This window comes from Streptomyces caniferus, assembly GCF_009811555.1.
GTDB lineage: Bacteria > Actinomycetota > Actinomycetes > Streptomycetales > Streptomycetaceae > Streptomyces > Streptomyces caniferus.
In genome coordinates, this window is the sequence record NZ_BLIN01000007.1 from 185,468 (window position 1) to 211,408 (window position 25,941).

The 25,941-nt window shown below is 70.3% G+C and carries 17 protein-coding genes; 5 read left to right on the forward strand and 12 right to left on the reverse strand.

Annotated features, from left to right (window positions below; genetic code table 11):
* Positions 1-863: 863 nt before the first annotated feature.
* Complete coding sequence (locus Scani_RS42045; RefSeq protein WP_308686635.1) at positions 864-1,772, forward strand: protein phosphatase 2C domain-containing protein; 909 nt, start codon at positions 864-866, stop codon at positions 1,770-1,772.
* 214 nt (positions 1,773-1,986) lie between these two features.
* A complete protein-coding gene (locus Scani_RS38985) occupies positions 1,987-3,729 on the forward strand; it encodes a pyruvate dehydrogenase (RefSeq protein WP_159482758.1) in 1,743 nt (580 codons plus the stop codon).
* 145 nt (positions 3,730-3,874) lie between these two features.
* On the opposite strand, the gene Scani_RS38990 is transcribed toward Scani_RS38985, so the two are convergent.
* The 4 genes from Scani_RS38990 to Scani_RS39005 all read right to left on the reverse strand — a co-directional run bounded on the left by Scani_RS38990 (position 3,875) and on the right by Scani_RS39005 (position 10,914).
* Positions 3,875-4,099: a hypothetical protein gene (locus tag Scani_RS38990; protein ID WP_159482759.1), complete on the reverse strand. Its 225-nt coding sequence runs from the start codon at positions 4,097-4,099 to the stop codon at positions 3,875-3,877.
* A 105-nt stretch (positions 4,100-4,204) separates the two neighbouring features.
* Positions 4,205-7,042, reverse strand: a complete 2,838-nt coding sequence (locus tag Scani_RS38995; RefSeq protein WP_159482887.1) for a M48 family metalloprotease — start codon at positions 7,040-7,042, stop codon at positions 4,205-4,207.
* 56 nt (positions 7,043-7,098) lie between these two features.
* Positions 7,099-7,590: a hypothetical protein gene (locus Scani_RS39000; protein ID WP_159482760.1), complete on the reverse strand. Its 492-nt coding sequence runs from the start codon at positions 7,588-7,590 to the stop codon at positions 7,099-7,101.
* Positions 7,591-7,761: 171 nt separating this feature from the next.
* Entirely contained in the window at positions 7,762-10,914 is a 3,153-nt protein-coding gene (locus tag Scani_RS39005; RefSeq protein ID WP_159482761.1) for an alpha-mannosidase, read from the reverse strand.
* Positions 10,915-11,362: 448 nt separating this feature from the next.
* On the opposite strand from Scani_RS39005, the gene Scani_RS39010 reads away from it, so the two are divergent.
* Entirely contained in the window at positions 11,363-11,728 is a 366-nt protein-coding gene (locus tag Scani_RS39010; protein ID WP_371872452.1) for an ATP-binding protein, read from the forward strand.
* Positions 11,729-11,768: 40 nt separating this feature from the next.
* Here Scani_RS39010 and Scani_RS39015 read toward each other — a convergent pair whose 3' ends face one another.
* The 4 genes from Scani_RS39015 to Scani_RS39030 all read right to left on the reverse strand — a co-directional run bounded on the left by Scani_RS39015 (position 11,769) and on the right by Scani_RS39030 (position 17,724).
* A complete protein-coding gene (locus Scani_RS39015; protein WP_159482762.1) occupies positions 11,769-12,860 on the reverse strand; it encodes a DUF2637 domain-containing protein in 1,092 nt (363 codons plus the stop codon).
* A gap of 1,303 nt (positions 12,861-14,163) precedes the next feature.
* On the reverse strand, positions 14,164-14,826 hold the full coding sequence (locus tag Scani_RS39020; protein ID WP_159482763.1) for a hypothetical protein: 663 nt from the start codon (positions 14,824-14,826) through the stop codon (positions 14,164-14,166).
* On the reverse strand, positions 14,823-15,272 hold the full coding sequence (locus Scani_RS39025; RefSeq protein ID WP_159482764.1) for a hypothetical protein: 450 nt from the start codon (positions 15,270-15,272) through the stop codon (positions 14,823-14,825). Before Scani_RS39025 ends, Scani_RS39020 begins: the two co-directional genes overlap by 4 nt.
* Before the next feature lie 19 nt (positions 15,273-15,291).
* Complete coding sequence (locus tag Scani_RS39030; protein WP_159482765.1) at positions 15,292-17,724, reverse strand: glycoside hydrolase domain-containing protein; 2,433 nt, start codon at positions 17,722-17,724, stop codon at positions 15,292-15,294.
* 1,244 nt (positions 17,725-18,968) lie between these two features.
* Here Scani_RS39030 and Scani_RS39035 point away from each other — a divergent pair.
* On the forward strand, positions 18,969-19,523 hold the full coding sequence (locus Scani_RS39035) for a hypothetical protein (protein WP_159482766.1): 555 nt from the start codon (positions 18,969-18,971) through the stop codon (positions 19,521-19,523).
* Between the two features lie 324 nt (positions 19,524-19,847).
* Here the strand turns inward: Scani_RS39035 and Scani_RS39040 are convergent, their stop codons facing one another.
* A complete protein-coding gene (locus Scani_RS39040; RefSeq protein ID WP_159482767.1) occupies positions 19,848-20,687 on the reverse strand; it encodes a (2Fe-2S)-binding protein in 840 nt (279 codons plus the stop codon).
* Positions 20,688-20,830: 143 nt separating this feature from the next.
* On the opposite strand from Scani_RS39040, the gene Scani_RS39045 reads away from it, so the two are divergent.
* Positions 20,831-21,559, forward strand: coding sequence for a GntR family transcriptional regulator (locus Scani_RS39045; protein ID WP_159482768.1), 729 nt, complete (start codon positions 20,831-20,833; stop codon positions 21,557-21,559).
* A gap of 9 nt (positions 21,560-21,568) precedes the next feature.
* Here Scani_RS39045 and Scani_RS39050 read toward each other — a convergent pair whose 3' ends face one another.
* From Scani_RS39050 to Scani_RS39060, 3 genes are all read right to left on the reverse strand, one after another.
* Complete coding sequence (locus tag Scani_RS39050; RefSeq protein WP_246296520.1) at positions 21,569-22,444, reverse strand: hypothetical protein; 876 nt, start codon at positions 22,442-22,444, stop codon at positions 21,569-21,571.
* Positions 22,445-22,835: 391 nt separating this feature from the next.
* Complete coding sequence (locus tag Scani_RS39055) at positions 22,836-23,690, reverse strand: hypothetical protein (protein ID WP_371872455.1); 855 nt, start codon at positions 23,688-23,690, stop codon at positions 22,836-22,838.
* 332 nt (positions 23,691-24,022) lie between these two features.
* The gene (locus Scani_RS39060; protein ID WP_159482769.1) at positions 24,023-25,738 is read right to left on the reverse strand and encodes a PucR family transcriptional regulator; all 1,716 of its coding nucleotides are present in this window, start codon (positions 25,736-25,738) and stop codon (positions 24,023-24,025) included.
* Between the last annotated feature and the right edge of the window lie 203 nt (positions 25,739-25,941).

The window sequence follows — 25,941 nt, forward strand, 5'->3', positions numbered from 1 at the left end:
CGGCCGACGCCCGCGGCAATCCGGTGCACCGGTCCGCCCATGGCCTGCGCCGTCCGCCGAGCTCCTGCGGCCGGTCACCCGAAGGAGGCCGGCCGCCCGGTGGACGCTCTTTCGCGCCCTGTTTCGGCCGTGGTCGTCCAGGGACAATACGGCGCATGAATCAGCAGGGAGCCGCGCGGGGCCACGAGGACGACTGGTGGCGGGAGTTGTACGGCGACGGCAGCCGCGACGAGGGCGCGGGAGAGGGCGCCCCGGCACCCGGCGCGGTGGTCGATGCCGGGCCGTCCGACACCCCGGACACCCTCGACGAACGGGTCGAGTCGGCGCTGCGGGCGCTGCGAGCGCCGCGGCGGGCCGGCCCGGCACCGCAGAAGCCCCCGGACTCCGGTACGGCCGAGCCGCCACCGAGGAAACCCCCGGCCCGTCCCACCCCTGCCCCACCCGAACCATCCCCACCGATCCCGCTCCGCTCCACCGGGCCCGACACACAAGCCACCTCTGGCGACCGCCCGTCCACGGGCCGCCCGACCACCGGCCGCCCACCCGCCGACGTCCCGTCCGACGGGCGACGAGCCGCGGATCGCCCGCCCACGGATCGCCCGTCCGGCGGTCGTCCGTCCGCCGACCGTCGATCCGCGGACGGCCGGTCCCCCGGCGCTGACCGAGGGGCCGCGGACCGTCCCGCGCCCACCGACCGCCCCTCCGCGGACCACCCACCCACCCCCCGCCCGTCCCCAGCGGATCGCTCTGCCGACCGCCTACCCCCCAACAACCACCCACCCGCCAACCAACGAGCCACCCCCGCCCCACCCGCACCCCGGGACACCCCACCGCACGCCACCGCCGGCCCCGTCGCTGACCGGGTGTCCGATCCTGGGGCCGAGCCCGGTGAACTGCCCGTCGCCGACCCGGCGGTGTTCGACGATCCGGTGCCCGACACCACGCTGGACGGTGCCCACTACGGTGCGCTGACCCTGCGTGCCGCCTCACAGCGCGGCGCAGCCGCCCGCCGGCGCGGTGATGTACGCCGGGATGCGCTGCTCACCGCCCGCTTCGGCGCTGGCCGGCACGCCCTGATCCTGGTCGCCGTCGCCACCGGTCTGCCGTCCGCCGAGGGCGGCCATCGCGCCGCACGGGACGCCTGCACCTGGATCGGCGGCGCGGTCGGCCGCAGTTACACCCGACTGGCGGAGGACATCAGGACGGAGCGTCGCGGAGCCCTCAAATCCGGGCTGCAGCGGCTCACCGACCGTAGCTACGGCAAGCTGCGCGGCCTGGCGCAGGAGCGGGGCGCCCCACCGGAGCGGTATCCGGCCGCGCTGCGCTGTCTGCTGGTGCCCGCCGACCCGGAGTGCCGTACCCGGGTGTTCTTCGGCGTCGGCGCGGGCGGTCTGTTCCTGCTGCGCGACGGCGCCTGGCAGGACCTGGAGCCCGCGGCGACGGGCCACACCGTCAGGGAGGCGGCGGGCGGTACCGGCGGACTGCCCCGTCCCGCACCGGACGTGCCGCAGGACCCGTACCCGGCTGAGAGCCCGGTGCCGCCCGAGCCGTTCCTCTTCCGGACGGCCTTCGCCCGTCCGGGCGACACCCTGTTGCTGTGCAGCGCCGGCCTCGCCGAACCGCTGCGGGACGAGCCCGACGTCGCCGCCCGGCTGGCCGACCGGTGGTCCGCCCCCGAACCGCCCGGACTGGTGGACTTCCTCGCCGCCGCGCAACTACGGGCCGAGGGCCACCCGAAGGACCGTACGGCCGTCGGAGTGTGGGAGTCGTAGCGCCGGGCGCACGGGGATCCGGAGCGCGGACCGTACGTACGGCCGTCGGGATGTGGGAGCCGTAGCGCCGGCCCACGGGCCCCGGAGCGCGGACCCGACGGCGGACGGGAGGGCCGTACAGCGGAGGCGCGCCGGGGCACCACATGGGTTCATGGGAGAGCGGCCCCTCCACGTCAGCGGGCAGCCACCTACCCGTCGAAGGAGCGAGCGCGACATGGCGAAGCAGACCGTGGCCGAGCAGTTCGTGGACATCCTCGTGCGGGCGGGGGTGCGGCGGCTCTACGGGGTCGTCGGCGACAGCCTCAACCCGGTGGTGGACGCCATCCGCCGGAACTCCGCGATCGACTGGATCCAGGTCCGCCACGAGGAGGTCGCCGCCTTCGCTGCCGGGGCGGAAGCGCAGCTCACCGGCTCGCTCGCGGCCTGCGCCGGCTCCTGCGGCCCCGGCAACCTGCATCTCATCAACGGCCTCTACGACGCCCACCGCTCCATGGCCCCGGTCCTCGCTCTGGCCTCCCACATCCCCTCCAGCGAGATCGGCACCAATTACTTCCAGGAGACCCACCCCGACCGGCTGTTCGCCGAGTGCAGCCACTACAGCGAACTGATCTCCAGCACCAAGCAGATGCCGCGGGTGCTGCAGACCGCGATCCAGCACGCCATCGGACAGAGCGGCGTCGCCGTCGTCTCCCTCCCCGGCGACATCGCCGCCGAGCAGGCCCCCGAGCGCACGATCGAACACGCCCTGGTCACCGCCCGCCCGTCCGTCCGCCCCGGGGACACCGAGATCGACAAGCTGGCCCGGATGATCAACGAGGCCGGCAAGGTCACGCTGTTCTGCGGCAGCGGCACGGCCGGCGCACACGCCGAGGTCATGGAATTCGCCGAGCGGGTGAAGTCCCCGGTCGGCCATGCGCTGCGCGGCAAGGAATGGATCCAGTACGACAACCCCTACGACGTCGGCATGAGCGGACTGCTCGGTTACGGCGCGGCGTACGAGGCCACCCATGAGTGCGACCTGCTGATCCTGCTCGGCACGGACTTCCCGTACGAGGCGTTCCTGCCCGACGACGTCAAGATCGTGCAGGTCGACGTCCGGCCCGAACACCTGGGCCGCCGCTCGAAACTCGACCTGGCCGTCTGGGGCGATGTCCGCGAGACGCTGCGCGGTCTGATGCCCAAGGTGCAGCCGAAGACGGACCGCAAGTTCCTGGACCGGATGCTGAAGAAGCACGCCGACGCCCTGGAGGGCGTGGTCAAGGCCTACACCCGCAAGGTCGAGAAGCACGTCCCGATCCACCCCGAGTACGTCGCCTCGGTCCTGGACGAAGAGGCAGCCGACGACGCGGTCTTCACCGTCGACACCGGTATGTGCAATGTCTGGGCCGCTCGCTACCTCACGCCCAACGGCCGTCGGAGGGTGATCGGCTCGTTCAGCCACGGCTCGATGGCCAATGCCCTGCCGCAGGCGATCGGCGCCCAGTTCATCGACCGCGGGCGCCAGGTCGTCTCGATGTCGGGCGACGGCGGGTTCTCCATGCTGATGGGCGACTTCCTCACCCTGGTCCAGTACGACCTGCCGGTGAAGGTGGTGCTGTTCAACAACTCCTCGCTGGGCATGGTGGAGTTGGAGATGCTGGTCTCCGGCCTGCCGTCGTACGGCACCAGCAACAAGAACCCGGACTTCGCGGCCATCGCCCGCGCGGCCGGGGCGCACGGCATCCGGGTGGAGAAGCCCAAGCAACTGCGCGGCGCACTGCGCGAGGCCTTCAAGCACAAGGGGCCGGCGCTGGTCGATGTCGTCACCGACCCCAACGCCCTGTCGATCCCGCCGAAGATCAGCGCGGAGATGGTGTCCGGCTTCGCGCTGTCGGCCGGCAAGATCGTGCTGGACGGCGGGGTCGGCCGGATGCTGCAGATGGCCCGCTCCAACTTGCGGAACGTGCCCCGGATCTAGCGAGGCCGGCAGCGCCCCGTGGGCCGCTGGAGGCCGACGCGCCGTCGGATCGGCCGGCGGAGGACCGACGAGCAGGCCGTCGGCCACCGCAAGATCGGCCGTCGGGCCGGCCTCCGGCGGCCGGTCGACGACGGCCGCCGGCGCCTCAACTGCTCGCGAGCCAGGCGACCCCCGCGCCGAAGGCGGCGACCGCCACGGCCGGTGCCGCATAGCGGAGGCGGCGGATCCAGTCGACGCGGTGGAGCGCGAAGCCGAGGACGAGGGCCGTGAGGAGGAGGGCGATCGTCCCGATGGTGCCGGGGAGGGGGCCATGGCTGTACCCGAACGCCTCGGCGTGCCGTATCCACCCGAACAACCAGACGTACTTCATTCCCGCTCCTGCTTCCGTGGCACAAGGCTGTTTTCTGAGCCGGTCGAGAAGAGCAGCGCCTCCTGCCGCACCCGGCTGTACGCGGCAGAAGTCTACGAGCGGCCCCTACTTGGCCCCCGACGTGGCCGCCTTCTGGATGTCCTGGTGCGCGGCGACGAAACGGCGCAGCCCCGCGGCCAGCTCTTCGAGGGACGCGGAGAACTGTCGTGATCGCTCCGCTTCCGTCTTGTGCGGCGCGCCCTTGGACGGGGCCATCGCCTCCTGGCAGCTCCGGGCGCCGTGGTGCAACCGGCTCAGCGCATCCGACCATGATTTCTGCAGGTCCGGGCTGGGGACGGGGAAGTAGTCCTGGGCCTCTTCGACCCGCTTGCCCAAGGTGCCGCAGGCGCGGTGGAAGATCTTCTCGTCCACCGGGACGTTTCCGTTCTTGTCCCGCTTCCGGGCGGCGGCCTTCTGCAACTCGGTGTTCAGCGCCAGTTGGGCGGCGTTGATCCGCTGGGTGTGCAGACTCCCGCCGCTGTTCAGCCAGGACCAGGTCTGCCAGGCGCGCATCGCGGGCGCCTGCTTCGTCGGCGGGGCGGAATCCGGTGCCTCGGCGTCCGGGTCGGCCGTGTCCGGCGAGAAGCGGGGGACGACCGCGGAGAAGGAGACCTGAGCGTGCGTCACGACGGTCAGCAGCAGAGCGGGCACGCCGAGCGCGAGGACCGCACCCGCCTTCAGGAGGACCGGGCGCCGCCGGGCCGGCCCGGCGGCCGACTCACGCTCCGGCTCCGGAACCGCCGGCAGGTGCACCGCGTGCCGTCCGCGCACCCGCCGTACGGCCCGTGCCACGCCCGCGCCGGCCAGGGCCGCGCAGGCCGAGCCGAGGACGGCGTTGGTGAGGGTGAGGACGGTGGCCGCCCAGGTGATGATCAGGCCGTTCCTGAGGTGCCACTGGCAGCTGTCGAAGACGGTGTTCAGCGGCCCCAGACAGCCGTCGGCGGAGGAGAGGAGGAACACCGCGCCGTACGACATCAGTTGGACCACCTGAGCGGCGATCACTGCCCGCAGCAGCCAGTGCCGCCGGGAGAAGGCCGCTACGACGGCGGCCGTCAGCAGACAGGCCGCCAGCAGTGTCGCGATCACCCACCACTCGTGGACGATGAGGAAGGGCCCGGTCCGCTCCTTCACCGTGGCCGGGCGCCCGGTGTACTGGACGTACCGTGCCAGGGCCATCCCCGCCCAGGACACCAGGCCGCCCGCACAGCCGGCGACGAGCGTCCGGCGCACCCGCAGACCCGCGTCCGCCCGCTGCCACAGCAGCAGGACCAGCGGGACGAGCCACATCAGGAGCGTCGCGGCACCGATCGGAACCTGCCGGTGCAGCGGCGAGAGCAGGGACATGCCGGACGAGATCACCGACAGGTCCTGGCCGTAGTCCTGCCAGGCGCCCGGAACCGCCCGGATGTAGGACCTGGCCAATGCCCCGGCCGGATCGCTGGCCCCCAGGGCGATGCGCTCGCCTCCCAGCCGCCACCACAACAGCCCGCCCCACAGCACCGTCGCGGTCACCAGCGCGCCGACCCCCGCCACCGCGCGGCGCGCTCCCCGCTTCGGCAGCCCGAGGGCCAGGCGCAGGGTCTGGGACCACCACACCGCGGGCACCGCCGCGATGAAGAGGAACGCCAGCAGATACTGGGGCTGCGGCGGCAGCCAGTCGACCCGGTAGCGCCCGCTGGCCACGAACTCGCCCACCAGCAGACCACAGCCGAGCCAGAGACCCGCGAGCGCACCGGACCTGGTGGACGCGCCGGCCGCTCCGCCGTCCCCGATGCGCGAGGACCGTACGACCGCGCGCCCCAGGGCGATACAGAGCACCGGCGCCACCATCGCGACCGTGAGCCACAGGGTGCCCTGCACCGACGGCAGGAAGGGGAGCGCCGCCAGCGAACCGGACAGCAGCGAGGCCGAGGCGCCGGTCAGGAACATCTCCAGCGGGCTGACCCGGAGGAGGCGGTCGGCGTCGGCGAGGACCCGCCTGCGTTCCGCCCAGCCGGGGTGGGTCCGCAGCAGCGCGGTGGCCCGGTGCAGCAGGGGCGCCACGGTGCCCGACGGGTCGGGCCGGTCCCAGTTGGCGGGGTGCGCGCCCCACGCCACCGCCTGGAGGTCGGCATGGTGTTCCCGCCGCCGCAGCAGATCGGCGCGGGCCAGATGGACCAGCCCGGCCAGCAGGAGCCCGGCGATGACGAACGACAGCAACTCGGGCGCGGCCCCGGGCCACCAGGGCGACTTGGTGCCGGACAGGACGAGGAAGACGACCCAGGCGATCAGGGCGAGGTCCGGCAGCAGGGCGAAGAGGACGAAGACCCGCCACAGCACCGTACTGGCGTAGGCATAGTCGACGTCGCGGTGGTGGATGTGGGCGAGTTCGTGCAGGACGACGGCGCGGAAGCCCTCGGGATCGGTGCCGCGCCGGGCCAACAGGCCCGCGTGCAGACTGACGGTGTAACTCCCGGTGCGGCCGTAGACGCCGGCACCCGAGGTCATCCGGGCCGGATCGACGCGGAAGCGCACGTCCGAGCGGATCCCGGTGCGCTCGGACAGCGCGGCCAGCTCCGCCCCCAGCGAGCCGTCGGCGTCGACGGCCTCGACGGGCACCAGCCTGCGCCACCGGTCGCGCACCTTCGGCAGCCACCAGTACACCAGCCCCGCGACGGCGAGCAGTGCCGCCGTCGCGGCCATGCCCCAGTAGGACACCGGCTGTTCGCCGAAGCACTTCATCAGGGCCGTCGAACGGCGCGTGGCCGCCAGGAGGTTGTCCGTATCGCTGCGGGTGGGGTCGAACCCGGCGGCGTACAGACAGCCGATGATGCCCGTCAGACCGCGCCGGGGATCGTTTTGGCCCTGAACGGTCGCGAACAGACTGTTGAACAGCGGGGCGCTCGTCACCGTCACGAGGACCATCAGCAGCGCGAAGCGGGGACCCGTCCCGGTCGCGCTCCGGAACCCGGCGAAGCGCCTCACGAGGCGGCGTCGGGGGTGGGGGGCCGCTCCTGGCCGGTTTCGGCCGCCGTCGCGAGCTTCGCCACGACGCCGTCCGCCAGGGCCTCGGCCTCCCGGCGCTCGATGCCCCGCTCGGCCGCCCGCTCCAGGATGTGCGTCCTGACGAGCGCCAGCTCGGCGGGGTCCAGCGCGATCAGCTCACGCTCCGGTGGTGCCGGAGCGCGGCGCAGCAGTCTGCGCACTCCCGACCGGCCCCGCGTCAGCATGCTCTCCGTGGCCGTGTCGACCGCACGCCGGGCCGCCTGGTCGAGGACCAGCCAGACCACGGGGGTGACCAGCGCGGCCACCTCGGCATAGCCGAAGCCCAGCGGTTCCCGCCGCTGCCCCCGCCTGCTGAGCGTGCGGACGACCTCGTCGTCGTCGCGCCTGCGCAGGCTGTCGACGAGCGGCAACTCGTGTGCCGCGTGCTCCGCCACCACCTCGCGTACCAGATCGCGTACGTACACCACGTGCAACCCCCGTATGAGACAAGCGCGTGGGGTGCATTCCAGCATGCTGCGCCGCCGGAAGTGACGAGAATCGGTCAGTGTGGAGGTGCCGTTGGGGCCGGCACCGGTCCCGTGCGCGCCCTGCGCCGAGCCGCCCGCCCAGGAGCCTCGCTGCCCGCCCGGTTCCCGGGTTCAGGCCCCGGGCGGGTGCTGCGGCCGGAGCCGGAGCGTCAGGATCTGGAACGGACGCAGCTCCACCGCCACGTCCGAGGTCGGCCCGCCCTCCTCCTCGTGCAGCGGGCGCTCCAACAGGTCGGTCACGGTCACCCGTCGGACCGGGAAACCGGGCGAGAGCGTGCCGCTCGCACGGCCGCCGCGCGACTCGTACAGCCGCACCACCACATCGCCGCTGCGGTCCTCGGCGAGCTTCACCGATTCGACGGTCAGGGCCGGGTGGTCGACGCGGATCAGCGGGGGGACGGGCGGTGCGCCGGCGGTCCGCAGGGGCAGATTGAGCGCCAGCCCCTCGGCGACCGCCTCGCCGACGCCGGCGCCCGGCCGCAGCGCATAGGTGAAGCGGTGGCTGCCCTGGTCGGTCTCGGGGTCGGGACTGTGCGGTGCGCGCAGCAGGGTCAGCCGGACCGTCGTGCCCAGGCCCTCGGGGTGCGGGGTGCGGGTGACGTCATGGCCGTAGGTGGAGTCGTTGAGCAGGGCGATGCCGTAGCCGGGCTCGGCGACCCGCAGCCAGCGGTGGGCACAGATCTCGAAACGGGCCGCGTCCCAGCTGGTGTTGGCATGGGTGGGCCGGTGGACATGACCGAACTGCACCTCGGAGGTGGACCGTTCGGCGTGCACGTCCAACGGGAAGGCGGCCTTGAGGACCTTCTCCGACTCGTGCCAGTCGATGTCGGTGCGGATGTCCAGGCGGTGCGAGCCCGCCCGCAGGGTCAGTTCCTGCACGATGCGGGACGCGCCGAACGCCCTGGTCACCCGTACGGTCGCGGACAGCGGGCCGGCCGCGGCCAGCTCGACGGACTCGGCGTGGGTCAGATCGGTGTGCCGGTTGCGGTAGTGCCGGTCGAGGTCCCAGGCGTCGTACTGGTTGGGGTGGTCGGGGTGCAGTTGCAGCAGATTGCCGCGGGCGCCCGGCGCCAGCACCTCCCGCCCGGCGTGCAGATCACGCACCGACGCCAGCAGGCCGTCGGCGTCGACGACCACCCGCAGCAGCCCGTTGTCGAGCGTGATCGTGTGCCCGGAGCCGGTGCCGGTGCCGGTGTCGGTGGAGGTGTCCGCCCGTACGGCCGGGGGCGGCGGGGTGGTGGAGTCCTCCGCGGCCGGGCGGACGGCCGCCGAGCCCAGCGCGGGGACATGCACCGCGACCTCGGTGGCCTCGCCCGTCCCCGACGGCGCCGCCGGCAGCGCGACGACCTCGTCCCGGTCGTAGGGCGAGGCGTTGAACACCGTCGGCACCCCGGCCTTCGCCGCCGCCCCGCTCTCCAGTGCCCCGAGCGCCGCCTCGATGATCCCGGTCAGCTCGCCCGCGACCGCCGCGTAGGTGTCACGGGCCTCGCGATGGACCCAGGCGATGGACGACCCCGGCAGGATGTCGTGGAACTGGTGCAGCAGCACGGTCTTCCAGAGGCGGTCGAGGGCGTCGTACGGGTAGGCGTAACCGCCGCCCGTCCGTACCGCCGCCGTCGCGGCCCACAACTCCGCCTCGCGCAGCAGGTGTTCGCTGCGCCGGTTGCCCTGCTTGGTCTTCGCCTGCGAGGTGTACGTGCCGCGGTGGAACTGGAGGTAGAGCTCCCCCGACCAGACCGGCGCCGCCGCCCCGTACTCCGCGTGGGCGGCCTCGAAGAACCGGGCCGGCGGCTCGACCGTGACGCGCGGCGAGCCCTCCAGGGAGCGCAGCCGGCGGGCCCGCTCCAGCATCTCGCGGGTCGGGCCGCCCCCGCCGTCGCCCCAGCCGAAGGGCACCAGGGAGCGGGTGGCGCGGCCCTTGTCGGCGAAGTTGCGTTCGGCGTGGGCGAGTTCGGCGGCGGCCAGCCGCGAGTTGTAGGTGTCGACCGGCGGGAAGTGGGTGAAGACGCGGGTGCCGTCGATGCCCTCCCACCAGAAGGTGTGGTGCGGCATCTTGTCCGTCTGGTTCCACGACAGCTTCTGGGTGAGGAACCACTTCGCACCGGCCAGCCTCGCCAGCTGCGGGAAGGCGGCGGTGTAGCCGAACGAGTCCGGCAGCCAGACCTCCTCGGTCTCCACCCCGAGCTCCTCCAGGAAGAACCTCTTGCCACACGCCAGCTGCCGGGCCAGCGCCTCACCGCCGGGCATATTGGCGTCGGACTCCACCCACATCGAGCCGACCGGCGCCCAATTGCCCTTGCGTACGGCCTCCTTGATGCGCTCCCAGAGATGCGGCTGGTGCTCCTTGACCCAGGCGTACTGCTGCGCCTGCGAGCAGGCGAACACCAGCTCCGGGTACTCCTCGGCCAGCTGGGTGACATTGGCGAAGGTGCGGGACGCCTTGCGCACGGTCTCGCGCAGCGGCCACAGCCAGGCGGAGTCGATATGGGCATGCCCGGTGGCCGAGACGCGATGGGCGCTCGCCGTGGCCGGCCGGCCCAGTACGTCCGCCAGCGCGGCCCGCCCCGCGGCCGCGGTGGCGCCGACCTCGTGCAGATCGAGCGCGTCCAGCATGTCCTCCAGGGCCCGCAGGATCCCGTGCCGGCGCGAACCGTTGGCGGGCAGCTCGTGCATCAGCTCCGACAGCACCTCGATGTCCAGGACCAACTGCCAGACGCTCTCGTCGAGCACCGCGAGATCCGCCGAGGCGAAGCGGTAGAGCGGGCGGGCGGGAGCGGTGCGTACGTCACCGAGGTCGGTCGGGCGGAAATCCCGCAGCACCGCCGGATTCGCGGCGGCCTCCAGCAGCAGCCGCACCTCCTCGCCACCGACGGCCGGTGTGCCGACGGGGACGTGCCGGTTGCGCGGATGGATGCCCTTGAGCGGTACGCCCTCGGCGTCGTACACCAGCCCCTCGGCCTGGAACCCGGGCCCGTCACCGCTGAACCCGGGGTCGACGACGGCCTCCACCCGCCGCCCCGCCCACTCCCGCGGCACCTCGCCGGCCAGCCGGAACCAGCTCGTGGACCACGGCGGCCCCCAGGGATCGCCGACCGCGAAGGGCTCGTACGGGGCCCGCAGCGCCTCGCCCACAGGTACGGGTTCGCCCGCGGCGTGCCAGACGGCGAGCCGCAGCGGCACCCGCGCCGCGTACTGCGCGGGCCGGATGAACTGCCCCAGCGCCCGCTCCAGGCGCCCCTCCACCAGCAGTCGGTCGTCGTGCACAGCGGCTCCTCACGCTCGTACTCCCCGACACCGCCGGGGCGCGGGCGGGGCCCCGGCGGTCGCCGGGGGAGTGCCCCGGCCGTCCCGGCAGGGCTTCCACGACAGGCTCGGGTCAGACATACCCACTCAGCGGGCCTCTCCCCGATCGGACCGGATCAGCGGAGCGTGGCCTGAGCGGGGAGACACCCCCAGGGCCCACCCGGCGCACCCGGCGCACGCGGCGCACGAGCCGTGCACCGGCGACCCGGCGGGCGGAAGCATGGCGGCAGAACCGATGGGCATGCTGACCGTGAGGCTGTTCGAGGCAGAGCGCCGAAGTTCGTTGGGGGCGGGGGAGAAAATGCGTCAGCCTGTGCGGCGCGAGGAACGGGACAGAAGGCAGGAAACGGCTGAGGGGAGCCGGAACGGGGGGATCACCGCGCGAGCGCCGGGTGTGCTGGAGCGGAAGGTGCGGCATGCGGATCTGAAGGCGGTCGGCGAGGTGCGCAGGGAACTGCGCCAGCTTCTCAGCCGCTGGGCGACGCCGGGGGACGGCGAGCTCGCCGAGGTCGCGACGCTGCTCACCAGCGAACTGGTCACCAACGCGCTGGTGCATGCGGAGGGCGGAGCCGTCGTCACGGCCAGGGTCGGCGACCGGCTGCGGGTGGAGGTCAGGGACTTCGTCCCCGGCCGCCCCGAGCCGCGCACACCGACGACCGACGGAACCTCCGGCAGGGGGTTGATGCTGGTGCGCTCCTTAGCCGACGCATGGGGGATACGCACCGAAAGCCTCGGCAAGAGCGTGTGGTTCGAACTGGGCGGCGGACCGGCCTGACCCATGGGCGAGGGTGCCGGTTGGCGCGGTCCGCCGCGGGTCAGCCGAATTGCCGTTCGATCTCGGCGAGTTTCTCCTCCAGGGAGTCCAGACGGGGGATCGTCTGGGTGTCGTCCTCCGCGGTGAGATCAACGGTCCGCCCGGCCTCGGCCGCGGTATCGACGCCGTCGGCCTCGGCGCCGGATACGGCCTTGAGCGCGGGACGGGCGCGTACCGGCAGGTCCCCGGTGCGCGGCGGCTCGGCGTCGCCGGCTATGGCGGGGTCCGGGCCGGCCACCTCCGCGGGCGCCGCCGCCGCCGTCGTCACCGCCAGCTGTCGCCCGCCACCACGCCCCAGGCCCCAGCTGCGGTGCTGCCGGTTGATGGCCTTGAGACGCGCCCGGTCGAGCTTGCCCTGCTCGCGCCGGCGAAGACGGAGCTGTTCCTTCTCGCGCCGGTCCTCGCGCACCTCCTCCACCGCCTCGTCCAGCGTCCGTACGCCCTCCAGCAGCATCAGCGACCAGGCCGCGAAGGTCTCGCGGGGAGCGCGCAGCCAGCGGACGATCCGGATCTGCGGCAGCGGACGGGGCACCAGACCCTGTTCGCGCAGCGCCGCCCGGCGGGTCTGCTTGAGCGCCCGGTCGAAGAGGACCGCCGCCGACAGCGACATCCCGGCGAAGAACTGCGGTGCGCCCGCGTGGTCCAGGCCGCGCGGCGCATGCACCCAGTTGAACCACGCCGCCGCGCCCGCGAACGTCCACACCAGCATCCGGGAGCCCAGCGCCGCGTCACCGTGACTGGCCTCCCGCACGGCGAGCACGGAACAGAACATCGCCGCGCCATCGAGCCCGAACGGCACCAGGTACTCCCAGCCCCCGGAGAGGTTGAGGTTCTGCACGCCGAAGCCGACCAGACCGTGGAAGGACAGCGCGGCGGCGACCGCCGCACAGCAGAACAGCAGCAGATAGGAGGCCGACGCGAAGACGGTCTCCTTACGACGACGGCGCTCCTCACTGCGCTCCCAGGAGTCCTCACCGGCGGACCGGGCCGCCGCACGCCTGCCCCGTACCACCACCGCCACGGCCACCGGCACACCGACGAGCAGCAGGGCGCCGGGAACCAGCCAATCCAGCGATATGTCGGTCATTCTCATTACTGGGGTCCCTTTGCGTCGGCTACACGATTTCGCGCGACATCCTGGCGGAATCCAGCCCTCGCCCAGAGGGTTTCGGGGCAAGAGCACGCCAAGGGGTGCGAGGAAACCACCTCGACATCGAACTGTCTTTCCCAAAGCGGCAGTTGAGTTCGAATGAGATCACGCTGACGGGTGGCGTGGGGGCCGGGGTGTGAGGCCGAGCATCGATTCGCGTCTGCGTGACGTGCCCGGGGTGGACTCGTCGAGAGTGGCTATGTGAACTCGCCGGGGATGGCGTCGGTTTCGACTCGGCGGACCTGTGCGTGCTGACGCGGCTCTCGGACTCGCCGGTCTCCTCGTAGAGCTCGCGCATCGTGGTCTTGGCGATGGGGTTCGCCAGGCTCGCTCGTGACGACAGGCAGGTCCCACATTCCTTCGGCGACTTGACGTGTGAACAACACGTATCGCACCCAGGACAAATGCTGTGGAGACGCCGACAACCGCAACAACCCGCTCGCGCCGCCGGACCGCAACGAGACCTGAAATCCCCAGGAGCGTGGAGAGGGTCAGCCGGCCACGAGCACCGCCTGATCGTTGCCCCGTTCACGCCCGAAATCGCAGGCATCCCACTATGGTTCTGCCTCAACAGGGCATCGAGATCGGGGGATCATGTCTGACGTTGCCAGCCTCAAGCGCTGTGTCGTGTGCGGTCAGCCGGTGAGTCACAAGAAGCTCGTCACCATCGACGGCAGGCAGCCGGCGCACCGCTCCTGTCGCCCACCTACTCGCAGTAAGTCGCCCGTTTTTACTGCTCCACCTGTCCGGGCCAAGAAGCAGAAGCCGATGAGCCGTGAAGAACTCCTGCGAAGAATTGCTGTGTTGCGGGAGCGCGATGCGCAGAAAGCGGACATTGCCGCGAAGGGCCGGTCCGGAACCCGCCGCAAGTCTAAGTCCAACCGTTCCCACCCAAGTGTCGGTCCCCAGCCGTACTACGGGGTGGAGATGAGGCGCATCGCCGGCCAGTGGGTCCAGATGCACCCAGAGTCCGAGTAGCGAGTCACCGCGCCCCGGCAGCGGGCTCGCACATCCTGCTCGTAGCAGTCCCGAGCATTCTGTCGCCTGGGCCTGGTGCCGCCCATGCCACAACGACCCTGCGGTGGCCTTGAGTTCGGCAGTTGCGGCGGCCATCAGTCCCGTAATCCTCCGGTTGTTGATGATGACTGCATGTCGCGCTCGCCGGCGCACGACGGGACCAGCGATTGACGGTTCGACGCTTCAAGCCGCCCGTCCAGGGGTTCTCAGGCGGACGCGATGCGAACTCTTATGAGACGTGCCTTTGAAAGAACGCGTGCGCAGCACTTCGACGCTTCGGGTCGAAGGCGTCGATCGTCCCCGCGCCACCGTTGCCAGGGCTGCTGTTCCACTCGCGGATCTTGCGAGCCACACCCTTCAAACGGGGGTGGCCGGGCTGGAGCGCGATCTCGAAATGGGACTCCTTCGGTCTCTTGAAGTCACCGCCCCACGCGACGACACCGTCGAGTTCAGCGAGGATGTCCCGGATGATGACGAGTTCGTTCGGATATAAATTTCCTTTCGCACCGACCGGGTACCCCACGGGACGGATCGCTATCGCGCTGCCGGACAGGTAGTTCGACTCGTACGCCTCAGTCACCTCACGGTCGCTTGTCCAGCCGTGAACGTCGCCGGCGCGCAGGGAGTCGATCTCGTAGTGGAACCGGCGGGCCACGTTGAGGAGAACCGTGGCGGCGTCCCCCTCGGCGAGTGGGACCTTCTGGCCGCTGCCTTCGATGGTGAAGCTGGTCGCCTCGTCCAGGACAGGCCATCTGTTCTTGGATACCGGACCTTTCCATGCGCGGGTATCGGCTGAAGCGAAGTTGGCTCCACCGAGGTTGACCAGCGTCGCAGCAGCAACGCCGGAACCGGCGCCTATGAACCGGCGCCTTGACAGACCGGACTGGTTCATGACTGGTGCCCCTTTCTGGGCAAGCGGGTGAGGTGTGTGGTGCCGAACCATAGAAGGACGGCGATCGCGGCCAATGAAATGACGGTGCAGGTCACGATGGTCGGATTGACCCATGTGGGCACCAGGTCGTAATGCGCATTGCACTTGTTGTGCAGCGGGAAGATCTTCCGGAACTCCTCGGAATGAGATTCCCGGTACGTCTCGTCGTAGCGCTCATGATGGACGAACAGGCAAGCTTCGTGGACGTCGAGACCCCCACCGAACACTCCCCGGGCCCACGATGCGAGGCCGACGAAGAGCGAGACGGAGCACAAGCGCGTCCACCACATCGCGCGCCGCCACGATCCGTTTCCCACCCCGATGGCCATACGGACGAGGTTCCACAGGTTCCACACCAGCCACGCGGCAAGGATCACTGTGACGATAAGGGCCGAGGCTTCTTTCATGCCGTTGTTCTATCCGTTGTCATCGAGCGGAGCGGGCGCGGGCTGCCTTGAGGTATTTTTCATGGTTTGCGCGGTACTGGGTTAGGTTGCGCCTCTCCGTACCCATGCGGGCCAGCAGCGCGTCGACAAATCCCTGTTCGAAACCGCTGAGCTTTTCTTCTCCGCCGGGGAGGTTTTGGTAGGCCGCCGGCTGGACTGCTCCGGACCAGGTGATGAGGTAGATCTGCGCGGCCGAGAGGGTTTTGTCCAGTGACGTCAGGGCGTTGTGGGCGGAGGTCTTGCAGTCTGTGGCGTTGCCCCACCTCTGGGTGAAGTAGTTGTTGAAGCGTCGCAGGCCGCCGCCGCTGTTGTAGTGGTCCTTCAAGGCTTCGACGATGTTCTTGTTGCCGCGCACGGCTCGGGCGAGGTGGTACCCGTCGGCGTCCTCTATGAGGTCGTTGAAGCCGAAGGACGATGCGACACCGGGGACTGCGAGCTTGTCGTGGGCGAACTGCCACGGATTGGCATAACGCTCTTCGGAGTTGCGCCACTCGGCCCAGAACGTCATCAGGTCGCCGGCCCAGCCCCCGACATCGCCGCCATTGGCGGCCTTCTTGCTGTCCGGCTGATCCCTGAGGAGGTGTGCGTTCGCCGTGGCCATCATGTGCTCGGAACCGAGTTGATAGCCGGTGAAGGGGTCGGTGAAGGACTTCCTGATGCTCATGCCCTTGGAATTGCAGTACTCGACGAACCCGGTGTCGTACGAGCCGATGAGGTACCACCAGCCGAGCTTGTTGACGGGACTCTTGTTGCCGTACTCGAGGTGGCGGATGTACTCCATGACGAGCTGGTCGCGCTTAGTGCCGCTGGCCCCGTATGAGCCGGCCAGATCGTACAGCTGCTGGACGTAGTTGATGAAGCCGTCCGCCGGTCCGCCTGTGTCGTTCACTGAGGAGACACCGGGGTCGATCCCGGACACCACATCGCGGTCCAGGTCGAACGTATCGGAGCCGTTGGTGACCTTGAATTCCTTGATCTGGTTGAAAGCCCAGTTTTTGGGGATGGGGAAGCCGAGATTTCCGGAGAATCCCCAGGACATGCCGGATACGAAGGAGAAGCGGGCGAACGTCTCGTTGCTGACGGTGCTGCAAACGTTACGGGATCCGTACACCCCGTGCGTGTATTTCTTGCCCTGGCTGGCGAGGGCGGCCTGCACGCCATGGAAATATGGAACAATGGCGCTCCGGATCTCTTCTCCCGTCGCGTCGTAATCGACAGCGAAGTAGATGGTGGTGCCCCGGTTGAATCCGTATTCGGAGGCGTGTTTGTGTGCGTTCAGTCCGTGCTGGTAACCGGAGCTGTATGTGAAATCTCCGAGCTTTCGGGCGTTGTCCTGGTAGATCGGGAAGACCTTGAGGCCGTTGCTGAAGATGGTTTCCAGCTCGCCTGGCTTGATTTCTTTGTCAAGAGTTGAGCCGGGCGGGTCATATATGTAGCGCCCGACGAACTGATAGCCGTTGTCGTGCATCCATTTGGCGCGAGAACGAGTGATCTCGTATCGTGTGTCCGATCCGTTTGCGGGGCGTTCTGGGTCTCCCATGGAGACCAAGAGCTGGGCCCATGTCGCATAGTCGCCTTTGCCGCTATCAGTCAACCTGTTGAACTTCTGGAAGATCTTGACCCATTCGGCGAGGCTTGAACCACCGGAGTCGTATTTGGGCCGCCAAGTCGTGAGGACCGGGTCGCCCTCCGGATCGTAGGTCGGAGAGTTGAAGACGCATGCGGCAGAAAAGAGTTGGACGAAGACCCCGGAATCGCCCGGGGCAAGAGTGTGGGACTTCAAACCTTCCTGGGTGCCGGGGCCGAAGTTGCCGGTCGGAGCGGAGATGCCCAACTCGTACTGGAGGGCGATCATCAGTGACTTCTGGACATCTCGGGAGTAGACGCCGTCGCAGGGGCCGATGTTGTAGGCGTCACGGGTCCAGTAGCGGCCGTTGAGCCACTGCTGAATCGAGCGGATCCCGTCGGTGCCGCCGGCCACGACGACGTAGGCGTCCATGTTGAGGACAGCTTTGGCGATCGGGGCGTTGATGACGCCTTCGCCGCCGATGCCCATGTTCTCGCGAAGCTTTTTGACGGCATCACGGGTGACGCCGGTGAACCAGCCTTCGCTCCCGGGCTCTACGGCCCAGTACCCCTTGCACCACAGGCCGTACTCAAGGACGGAGACAAGGTTGCGGTTCTTGTCCCACTCGAAGCCGATGTCGCCGAGGGCGGCGAACTTCGAATACGTGGTGGGACCGAATGAGCCTGTAACCGGGCTGATGCCAAGTTCGTGCTGGAGCGCCATGACAAGGGAAGTCATGGTCCCCCAGCCGGTCCGGCCATCCTCGGGGCAGCGTACGTAGCCCGCAGCACTGCCATAGTGGGAGTTGACCCACTTCTGAGCTCTGAGAACTTGCTCGTCTGCCATGGCCGTTCCTCTCGCGTGGATACTCGGGGACTAGCCCCACAGCCCGGTAGGGCGATGGGCGGTATTGACGTCAGCGACGAAGCGCTTCGACAGGCTGGATGCGGCTCTCGCCAGGCTGGGCAGAGGCCGGCGACCAAGCTGGTGGCCAGAGCGAGCGCCGGCGCGGCGCCGGTGGTGGGAGCACGGGGACCAGCCGCGGATGAGCATGACCACCCGACGGTGGGTGCGCCGAGTGAGGCCGCGACCATGCCCCGGTGCCATGGAATTGCCCATCAGGGAAGCGGAATTACTCAAAAATAGAAGGCGTGAGTTCTGAGCGAGACGGTACACAACAGCAAACCTGGCGTCACTCGAAGCGGGCTTGGTGGGCCAACCTCAATGCAGGGCGGGACTCGCACATCGGCCAGACGAAGCGGTTTCTGGTCTGGGTAGGCGCACCTGCCACGCGGGTGCCTCTAGGTGTTCTCGTCTGAGCCACATACGCCAACACGCAGGATGCCGATCCACGTTGGTATGGCGGACCCGATTAGCGCAACCCGCGTTGAACAGTGGATGACGGCATGAAGCCCGAGCTCCTACTGAATGTGTATGACATGACTCCCCCAGTCATTCGGCTGTGAAGGCAACAGCCGTTCCGTCGGCGCCGGCCACTCGCCGGAAGGTCTCCCCTCAAGGCGCAGTGCAAGGCCGTGGACGCTGGCGCCGTTGCCGGCTGAGCAGTGGACGCATCTCATCCCATGTGTCCCGGGCCAGTCAACTGTTCGCAGCGGCTTGCCATTGAACTGCGCTCTCCGTTTGTGAGATCCAGTCAAACTGGCTGGATTGTCGTCGCTCTCACTGCGTGCATGCCTGCATGTCTCGGCCATGACGCAGCAATTGAGTCAAGAAATGGATGGACTTACTCATCAGGGATCATGTTTTAGATATGGAGCCTGTGGTTCCTCTGTCCACTGCCGATGCCTGTGGGTTACTGTGCCTGAGTGCGATGACTCGCGTCCCTGTTTGGTGTTGCCGGGATCGCGTCGAGGCCGCACCAGAGTGGCGCCGACTCTCTTCCGGTCGAAGCGTTGGATGTAGCTGATCACGGAGCGCGCGGAATTGCTCCCACAAGGACCTCTTCGACGCCATACGGCTCGGACGGTCGGGCTCATCGCACATCTTCCAGGTGCAACTTTGCAGTGCCCGGCAACCCTGGATTGCATTCCTTGGGCAAGGTCTTCTCTCGAAGAAGGAGTGGCTTTCTCATGCGTAACGTCTTACGCACCGCTGCCGCGGTAGCGGCGCTCGCTCTCACGCTTCTCGCAGCTCCTCAAGCAACGGCCCAGGACTCCCCGTCCAGCGACCGGCGCATCGCCGGCACCAGTGTCGTGCTGTCCGAGAATGGCGTCAAAGACGCCCGGACTCGTGCGATCGCCGAAGCGGACTCGGATGCCGTCACAGCGACCGCAACCCTCTGTGGCAGCGGCTACAAGCTCGAATACGCCGAGCGGCTTCCGGACTCGAGACGGTACGGAACCCTGTTTACCTACACGAAGTTCACCACGGGGTCGTCTGGTGCCTGCGTGGTGTTCGACAACAACACCAGCGGTGCGAAGCACATGAAGCTCAAGCTGTGCCCCAACAAGACCGGTGCAGCCTGCAAGGTCGATGAAGGTACCTTCAGCCGGTACGCGGGCCCCGTGAAGTACGAAAACGACATCGGGAGGTATGTCCAGTGCTCCATGGTCAGCGCGCTGATGTGGGACGCGAACGGCAAGGTTCTGATCGACCGTGTCATGTCGGCCACGGTTTGCGACTGACCTCAGTTGATGCGCTGTGACCGCAGTACAGCGCAATGGTGTTCACGGGAGCGCACAGCTGTACCTCGGAAGGGAGCCCCGCTGCAGAGCGCCATACGGTCGGAAGGGCACTCACACCAAGCCTCCGGCCCGGCGCATCAGAGTGAGGGCAGGGAGGCGCAGGACAGGCTGCGGACGTGCGCCACCGGGCAGGCGTCACGGGCCAGCGTCGGTGCCCACCCCGGAACATCGTGGCCAACGGAAACGCTCCGCAGACGCCGGTCGACAGGTCGCCTCGGGCCCGGTGTGCCGACTGATGCTGACGCTTTGCTGACCGCCGAGGAGTCAGGCGGTGGCGGTGAGGCGTTTGATGCGGGCTTCGTCGGGGGTGCGGGGGCAGGTGAGGCAGGTGTCCTCGGGGCGCAGTGTGTAGAACATGCAGCAGCTGGCGCGGTCCCGGGTCGCCAGTGGCTCGCCGCGCGGTCCGGTCAGCTCGCGGAAGCCCGCGCTTCCCATGTACGGAGCGGTGGCGCCCGGCAGCAGCCGCTCCAGTGCGGCCACCGCGCGCTGTTCCTCGCCCAGCAGGTGCCCGACGTACCAGAGGCCCTCGACGATCTCGTCGGCCGCCATGCCCCACAAGGCCCGCGGTCCGCGCCGCATCCGGGTACGGAAACCGTGGAGCACGGGCTCGAGGTGCTGGGCCACCGCCGCCCGCACCTCCGTCCGCAGCGCCTCTTCGTCCGGTACCACCCGGGCGCCGGGCAGCTCGGCTGCCGGATCGTCCGGCAGGCAGCTGAAGGCGCTGATCCGCACCGCCATCCGGCCCAGCTCGCGCTGGAAGGAGACGTCCTGCACGGGCAGCCGCGGGACCCGGCGGTGCAGGAACCAGGGGATGGTGATCAGCAGGCAGGCGGGCCAGGCGTAGCGGTGCAGCGCGAAGCTCGCGACGACGTCCGGCCGGGCGCGCTGTCCGTAATCCCGCACGATCTGGGCGTCGTCCCAGGAGAGGAAGGCTTCCAGGCTCTCGCCGCCGGCCGCGAGCCCGGCCGCGCAGACCCAGCCGTCGCCGCTGGGCGGGGCGGTGTCCCACAGGGTGACCCGCAGGCCGGGGAAGGCCGCGTAGAGCCGGGCGTAGGCCTCGGCGAGGGGGTGGACGGCAGGCGGAGCGGCGGGGGCACGAGTCATGCGGGAGACCACCGAATCGCGATCGTCAGCAGGTAAGCCTTACCTTATCCAAAGACTTACCCGGGCCCGCTGAGTGCCAGTCCTGGCGGCCCGTACGGCCTCCCGACCGGCTTTCCGGATTTGAACTGGGGCGCGCGCCGCCTATGGTGCTGGAGACGTCAGGAGGAACCGTGAGGGAACAGGGCACAGCGGAACAGGACCCGCACGCCCGGGCCTGGGTGCCCGGGCAGGCCGGTTCCGCCGTGCCCCGGCGGCACTCCGTGCGCGGCCAGGTGCTGGCCGCGCTGCGCCATGCGCTGGTCGGCGGGGAGCTGACCCCGGGCGAGGTCTACTCCGCCCCGGGGCTCGCCGAGCGCTACGGCGTCTCCGCGACCCCGGTCCGCGAGGCCATGCAGCAGCTCGCGGGCGAAGGTGCCGTCGAGGTCGTGCCCAACCGCGGCTTCCGGGTCGCCGAGCGCAGCTCCCGTGACCTCGCCGAGCTGGCCGAGGTCCGGGCGATGCTGGAGGTGCCCGCGGTGGTCCGGCTGGCCCGGGCGCTGCCGCCCGAGCGCTTCGAGGCGCTGCGCCCGCTCGCCGAGGCGGGCGTCGCGGCCGCCGCCCGCGGGGACCGGGTCGGCTACGCCGAGGCCGATTACTCCTTCCATGACGCCCTGATGTCGCTCACCGGCAACCGCCGGCTCACCGAGGTCACCGGCGATCTGCTCCGCCGCGCCCAGTGGCCGCCGGCCGACGGCCCCCGGAGGCGCACGGCCGAGCTGCTGGCCGACGCCTCCGAGCACACGGCACTGCTCGACGCCCTGGTCGCCCAGGAGTACGCGGTGGCCGAGCGGATCGCCCGCGAGCATGTGTCGGTGGCCCGCCACCCGCACTGAGCCGGCGGCTCAGCCGGGCAGCAGCTCCTCCAGTGGCAGCGCCGCGACATCGGCGGCGGGCCGGGAGAGATAGAGATCGGCGTGGTAGAAGCCGTCGGCTTCCTTGTCCGCGGTGGACAGCCCGCGGGCGGTCAGGGCCTCGAACGCCGCCTGCCGCTCGTTGCCGTCGGCGAACTGCCGCTGGCGGAACGTACGGGTGGTGAGTCTCTCCGTCACCAGCCCGGCCCGGGCCAGCAGGGCGGAGATCGGCCGGTAGGACACCTCGCGCAGGACGAACGCGGCGACCCAGGGCGGCGAGGAGACGCAGTCGAAGAGGCGGCCGAAGGTGCGCGCGGAGATGTAGCCGACGCCGCCGGTGACGGTGATCAGATCGGTGCCGGCCAGCACCTTGCGCAGTTCCGGGCTCGGCTCTTCGAGTTCCAGGTTCTCCGCGAAGCCGTGGTCGAGCAGCCCGACCGCCCGCGCATAGCCGACCGCGCGGTCCGCCGCGTCGATGCCGGTCACCCGCAACGGTTCGGCACGCCGCCGAGTGGCGTAGAACTTGCGGTCCTCGTCGATGAGTTGGCCGGTGGACGGCTGTGCCCGGCCGTTCGCCGTGTAGCGGCCGTAGAGATCGTCGAGGGACAGCTGGTGGTTGAGCAGGGCGGCGTTGACCCCGTACGAGCAGCAGAGGTCGACGACGTTCAGCGGTGGGCGGTCGCTGCGGTGCCGTTGCAGGGTCTCGGCCACGGCGCGGAACACCGCTTGGCCGTGGTGCGGAATCTGGTACTCCAGGGGGTGGAGGGTGGTGAAGTACCTACGGGGATCCGGGCAGTTGTAAATCGCCTCGAAATCTGCCTTGCCCCAGTCGGTTGCAGCGGTCGTGTTGGTCACTCCTGCTGTCATGTGGCCTCCTGAAAGGCTGTGCCAGTGGGTGGGGCCAGCTGGTCCCGGACCAGCATCCATACCCCGCTGCCGCCTCACAGTGCGACTTGCGGCCATTCTCGGGGCCTGTGGGGCGTCGTGAGACACCCTTCCCCGGGCCGTCGGCCCATAGTCCCACCTCAGGGTTCGTCCGGCGCGTCGACGGCCGGCCCGGGCGGCAACCATCGCGCCCCGGCCGATCCACGGCGCGGACCGTCCGGATCCGGCCAATCGTCGAAGAAGCCGGCATGGCTGATGTTGGGGGGTTGACGGCGAGCGGTTGAGCGGGTACGGGCGGTAGCGGACGAGCGGCAGCCAACCCGCCACGGAAGGTGGTGGATTGGCAGCCGCCCGTGATGTCTGCGGACACGTCCTAGGTCGCCGTGACGCCGGTGGACAGGTGGTCGGCGAGCCAGGTGGGAACGCCGCCCATGAGGCGGAAGAGCCGGGCCGCCTCGGCCCGCAGCCGGTCCGCGTCGGTGTCCGGGGCGGCGTCGGCCAGCGCCACCAGGGCCGGTGCCGTGCCGACCAGGAAGCCCAGCTCCTCGCGGATCCGCAGCGACTCGGCGAAGCCGTGCCGGGCCTCCGCCAGTTCGCCGTCGCGCAGCGCCAGCCCGGCCAGATGGCGCCAGGTGAAGGAGAGCAGCAGGGTGTCGCCGTGTGCGGTGGCGCCGGCGTGGGCGCGGCGGTAGGCGGCCCGTGCCGCGTCCGGGCTGTCGGCGACGTGCTCGGCCATCAGCCCGCGGCGGAAGTCGAGCAGCGGGCGGCCGGCCGCGGTGGGCGCCAGCAGCGCGGCCGCCCGGCCGAGCGCCGAGCGCGCCTCGTCGGCCCGGTCGCGGACACCCAGGACCGTGGCGGCGTACGCGAGATGGCCGCGCTCGCAGGCCGCGCCGCCCCGCTCGTCGTCGTCGGCCGCCAGCGCCTCGGCGGCCCGCAGCGCATCCTCCGCCTCGGCCCAGCCGGCGGCCGTGAACATGCACCGCTCGACCAGCAGCGCGGCGCGGCGCAGTGCGGACGGTGCGTGATGGACGGAGTGCGGTTCCAGCAGGGCGGCCGCGTCGTCCCAGCAGCCGCGCGAGCGCAGCCGCCAAACGGCACGGTCGAGGGGATCGTCCCCCTCGACCGTGCCGACTGATCCTGTCTCCGGTGCGGATGCGGGTGCTGGTACCGCGATCGACACCGGAACCGCAGAACTGACCGGATCCGCGGAATCCGCGGCATCCGACATGGCGGTATCCGCCACATTGCCCTCCCCGAGCGCGCCATTGAGCTGGAAGTTGGAAGCAGTGGGCGCATCTCAGCACGAATTCCGTGGTGCGGCCAAGGGGGTGGGTGAATGAATTCACAATCCCCGGGAGGGGGTTCAGGACGCCCGGCAGGGCCCTGATCGGGCGCATCGCCGCACTGTGCGACCGCCTTGCGGCTCAAGGATGTTGAGCGCGAGGCCGCCCGATCGAGTTACCCCGAATGGAGTAGTCGGGCCCCGCCGGATCGAACCGGCGGGGCCCGGGGGACCACGGGGTGCGGAAGACCGCGGGGCGCGGGTGGCGTCCGCCGCCGTCAGCTCATCCGCAGTGCCAGGAAGAAGTCGAGCTTGTCCTCCAGGCGGGCCAGATCGCGGCCGGTGAGCTGCTCGATGCGGCCGACCCGGTAGCGGAGGGTGTTGACGTGCAGGTGGAGGCGGCTGGCGCAGCGGGTCCAGGAGCCGTCGCAGTCCAAGAACGCCTCCAGGGTGGGGATCAGCTCCGCGCGGTGCTTGCGGTCGTAGTCGCGCAGCGGGTCCAGGAGGCGGGCGGTGAAGGCCCGGCGGACGTCGTCGGGCACGAAGGGCAGCAGCAGGACGTGCGAGGCCAGCTCCTCGTGTCCGGCGGCGCAGACCCGGCCCGGGCGGGCCGCGGCGACCCGGCGGGCGTGCCGGGCCTCCTCCAGGGCGCCGCGCAGCCCCTCCGCCGAGTGGACCGCGGCGCTCACCCCGACCGTCAGCCGCCCGTCGTCCGCCAGCCCGCGGCCCAGCGGCTCGCGGACGACGGAGAGCAGCTCGTCGGCGTGCAGACCGGTCGTCGAGGCCTCATCGGGCTCGTCCGGGACGGGCAGCGGCACCAGCGCCACCGCCTCGTCGCCGGTGTGCGCCACGGCGATGCGGTCGGAGGGCTCCGGACCGAAGGTGCCGGGGTCGACCAGCATCTCCTCCAGCAGGCTCTGCGCCACCGGGCCACCGGGGACGTCGCCGTCCTCCCACTCGACCCTGGCCACCACGATCTGCCAGTGCGGCGCGGCGCCCAGTCCGGGCAGCAGCACCGGGGCCGCCACCCGCAGCCGGGCCGCGATCTCGGCGGGCGGCGCACCGGTCTGGACGAGCTCCAGCACCTCCTGGGCGAGCCGGCGGCGGACCGTACGGGCCGCATCGCGCCGGTCGCGTTCCACGACGATCAGCTGGGTGACCCCGTGCAGCAGGTCGAGCCGCTCGTCGGGCCAGTCGCCGGCGTCCGCCTCGACGGCCAGCAGCCAGTCGCTCAGCAGCGTCCGGCGCAGATCACGGCCCTCGTGGCGGATCGGGAAGAGGGAGAAGGTGGAGCCGCCCGACCCGTCGCCCGGCCCCCGCCCCTCATCGGGGCGCTGCGCGCCGCCCCCCTCGATCGTGACGCGGTGCGGTCCCCGCCGGCCCGTACGGGCCGCCGCCAGATGCTCGCCCGCGAGCCGGGCGGCCAGTTCGCCGGAGAGCTCGGGGCCGGAGTCCGCCAGCGTCGAGCCCGCGATCTGCCGGCCGGTGGGGGAGAGCACCCAGGCCCGCAGGTCCAGGTCGGAGCCGAGCAGGTCCAGGACCACTTCCGGACCGCCGCCCGTGGGCCCCGACGTCATCAGCCGGCGGTGGCGGTCCACCACGGCCGCCAGATCGCCGGCCCGTTCGCTGGAGACCTGGCGGACGACATGCTCGGTGATGGAGGCGAACGAGACGTCCTCGACGACGGAGAACAGCGGCAGCCGGTGCCGGAGACAGGCCTGGACGAGGTCGTCGGGGACCGAGCCCAGCTCCGCCTCGCCCGCCGCGAGCCCGGCGACCCCGGCGGTGGCCAGGATGCGGACGAACCGCTCGGAGTCCTCCGGTTCACGGCGCCACGCCAGCCCCGTCAGCACCAGTTCGCCACCGGAGAGGTAGCGGCTGGGGTCGCGCAGGTCGGTGGTCATCACGCCGCGGACCGTGCGGTCCAGCTCTTCCTCGCCCCCGAGCAGGCGAAGGCCCAGGGTGTGAGTGTCCAGGAGTGCGCGGAGCCGCATGACCTCGCCCGCCGTTCTTTGCTGTCTGGTTGTTGCCGGTGGAATGCCGCGAGGTTCTGGAGCCTCGTCTTTCGTTCGAATCTACAAGACGGGTGGCCTGGCCAGCCAACCGCTTCATGGTTTCGGTGACTGCACCCGGTGGGTGCCGGGCGCGTTCACTGAGGCCATCCGGATGAACACGACATGAACGGCGCCGTGGCGAT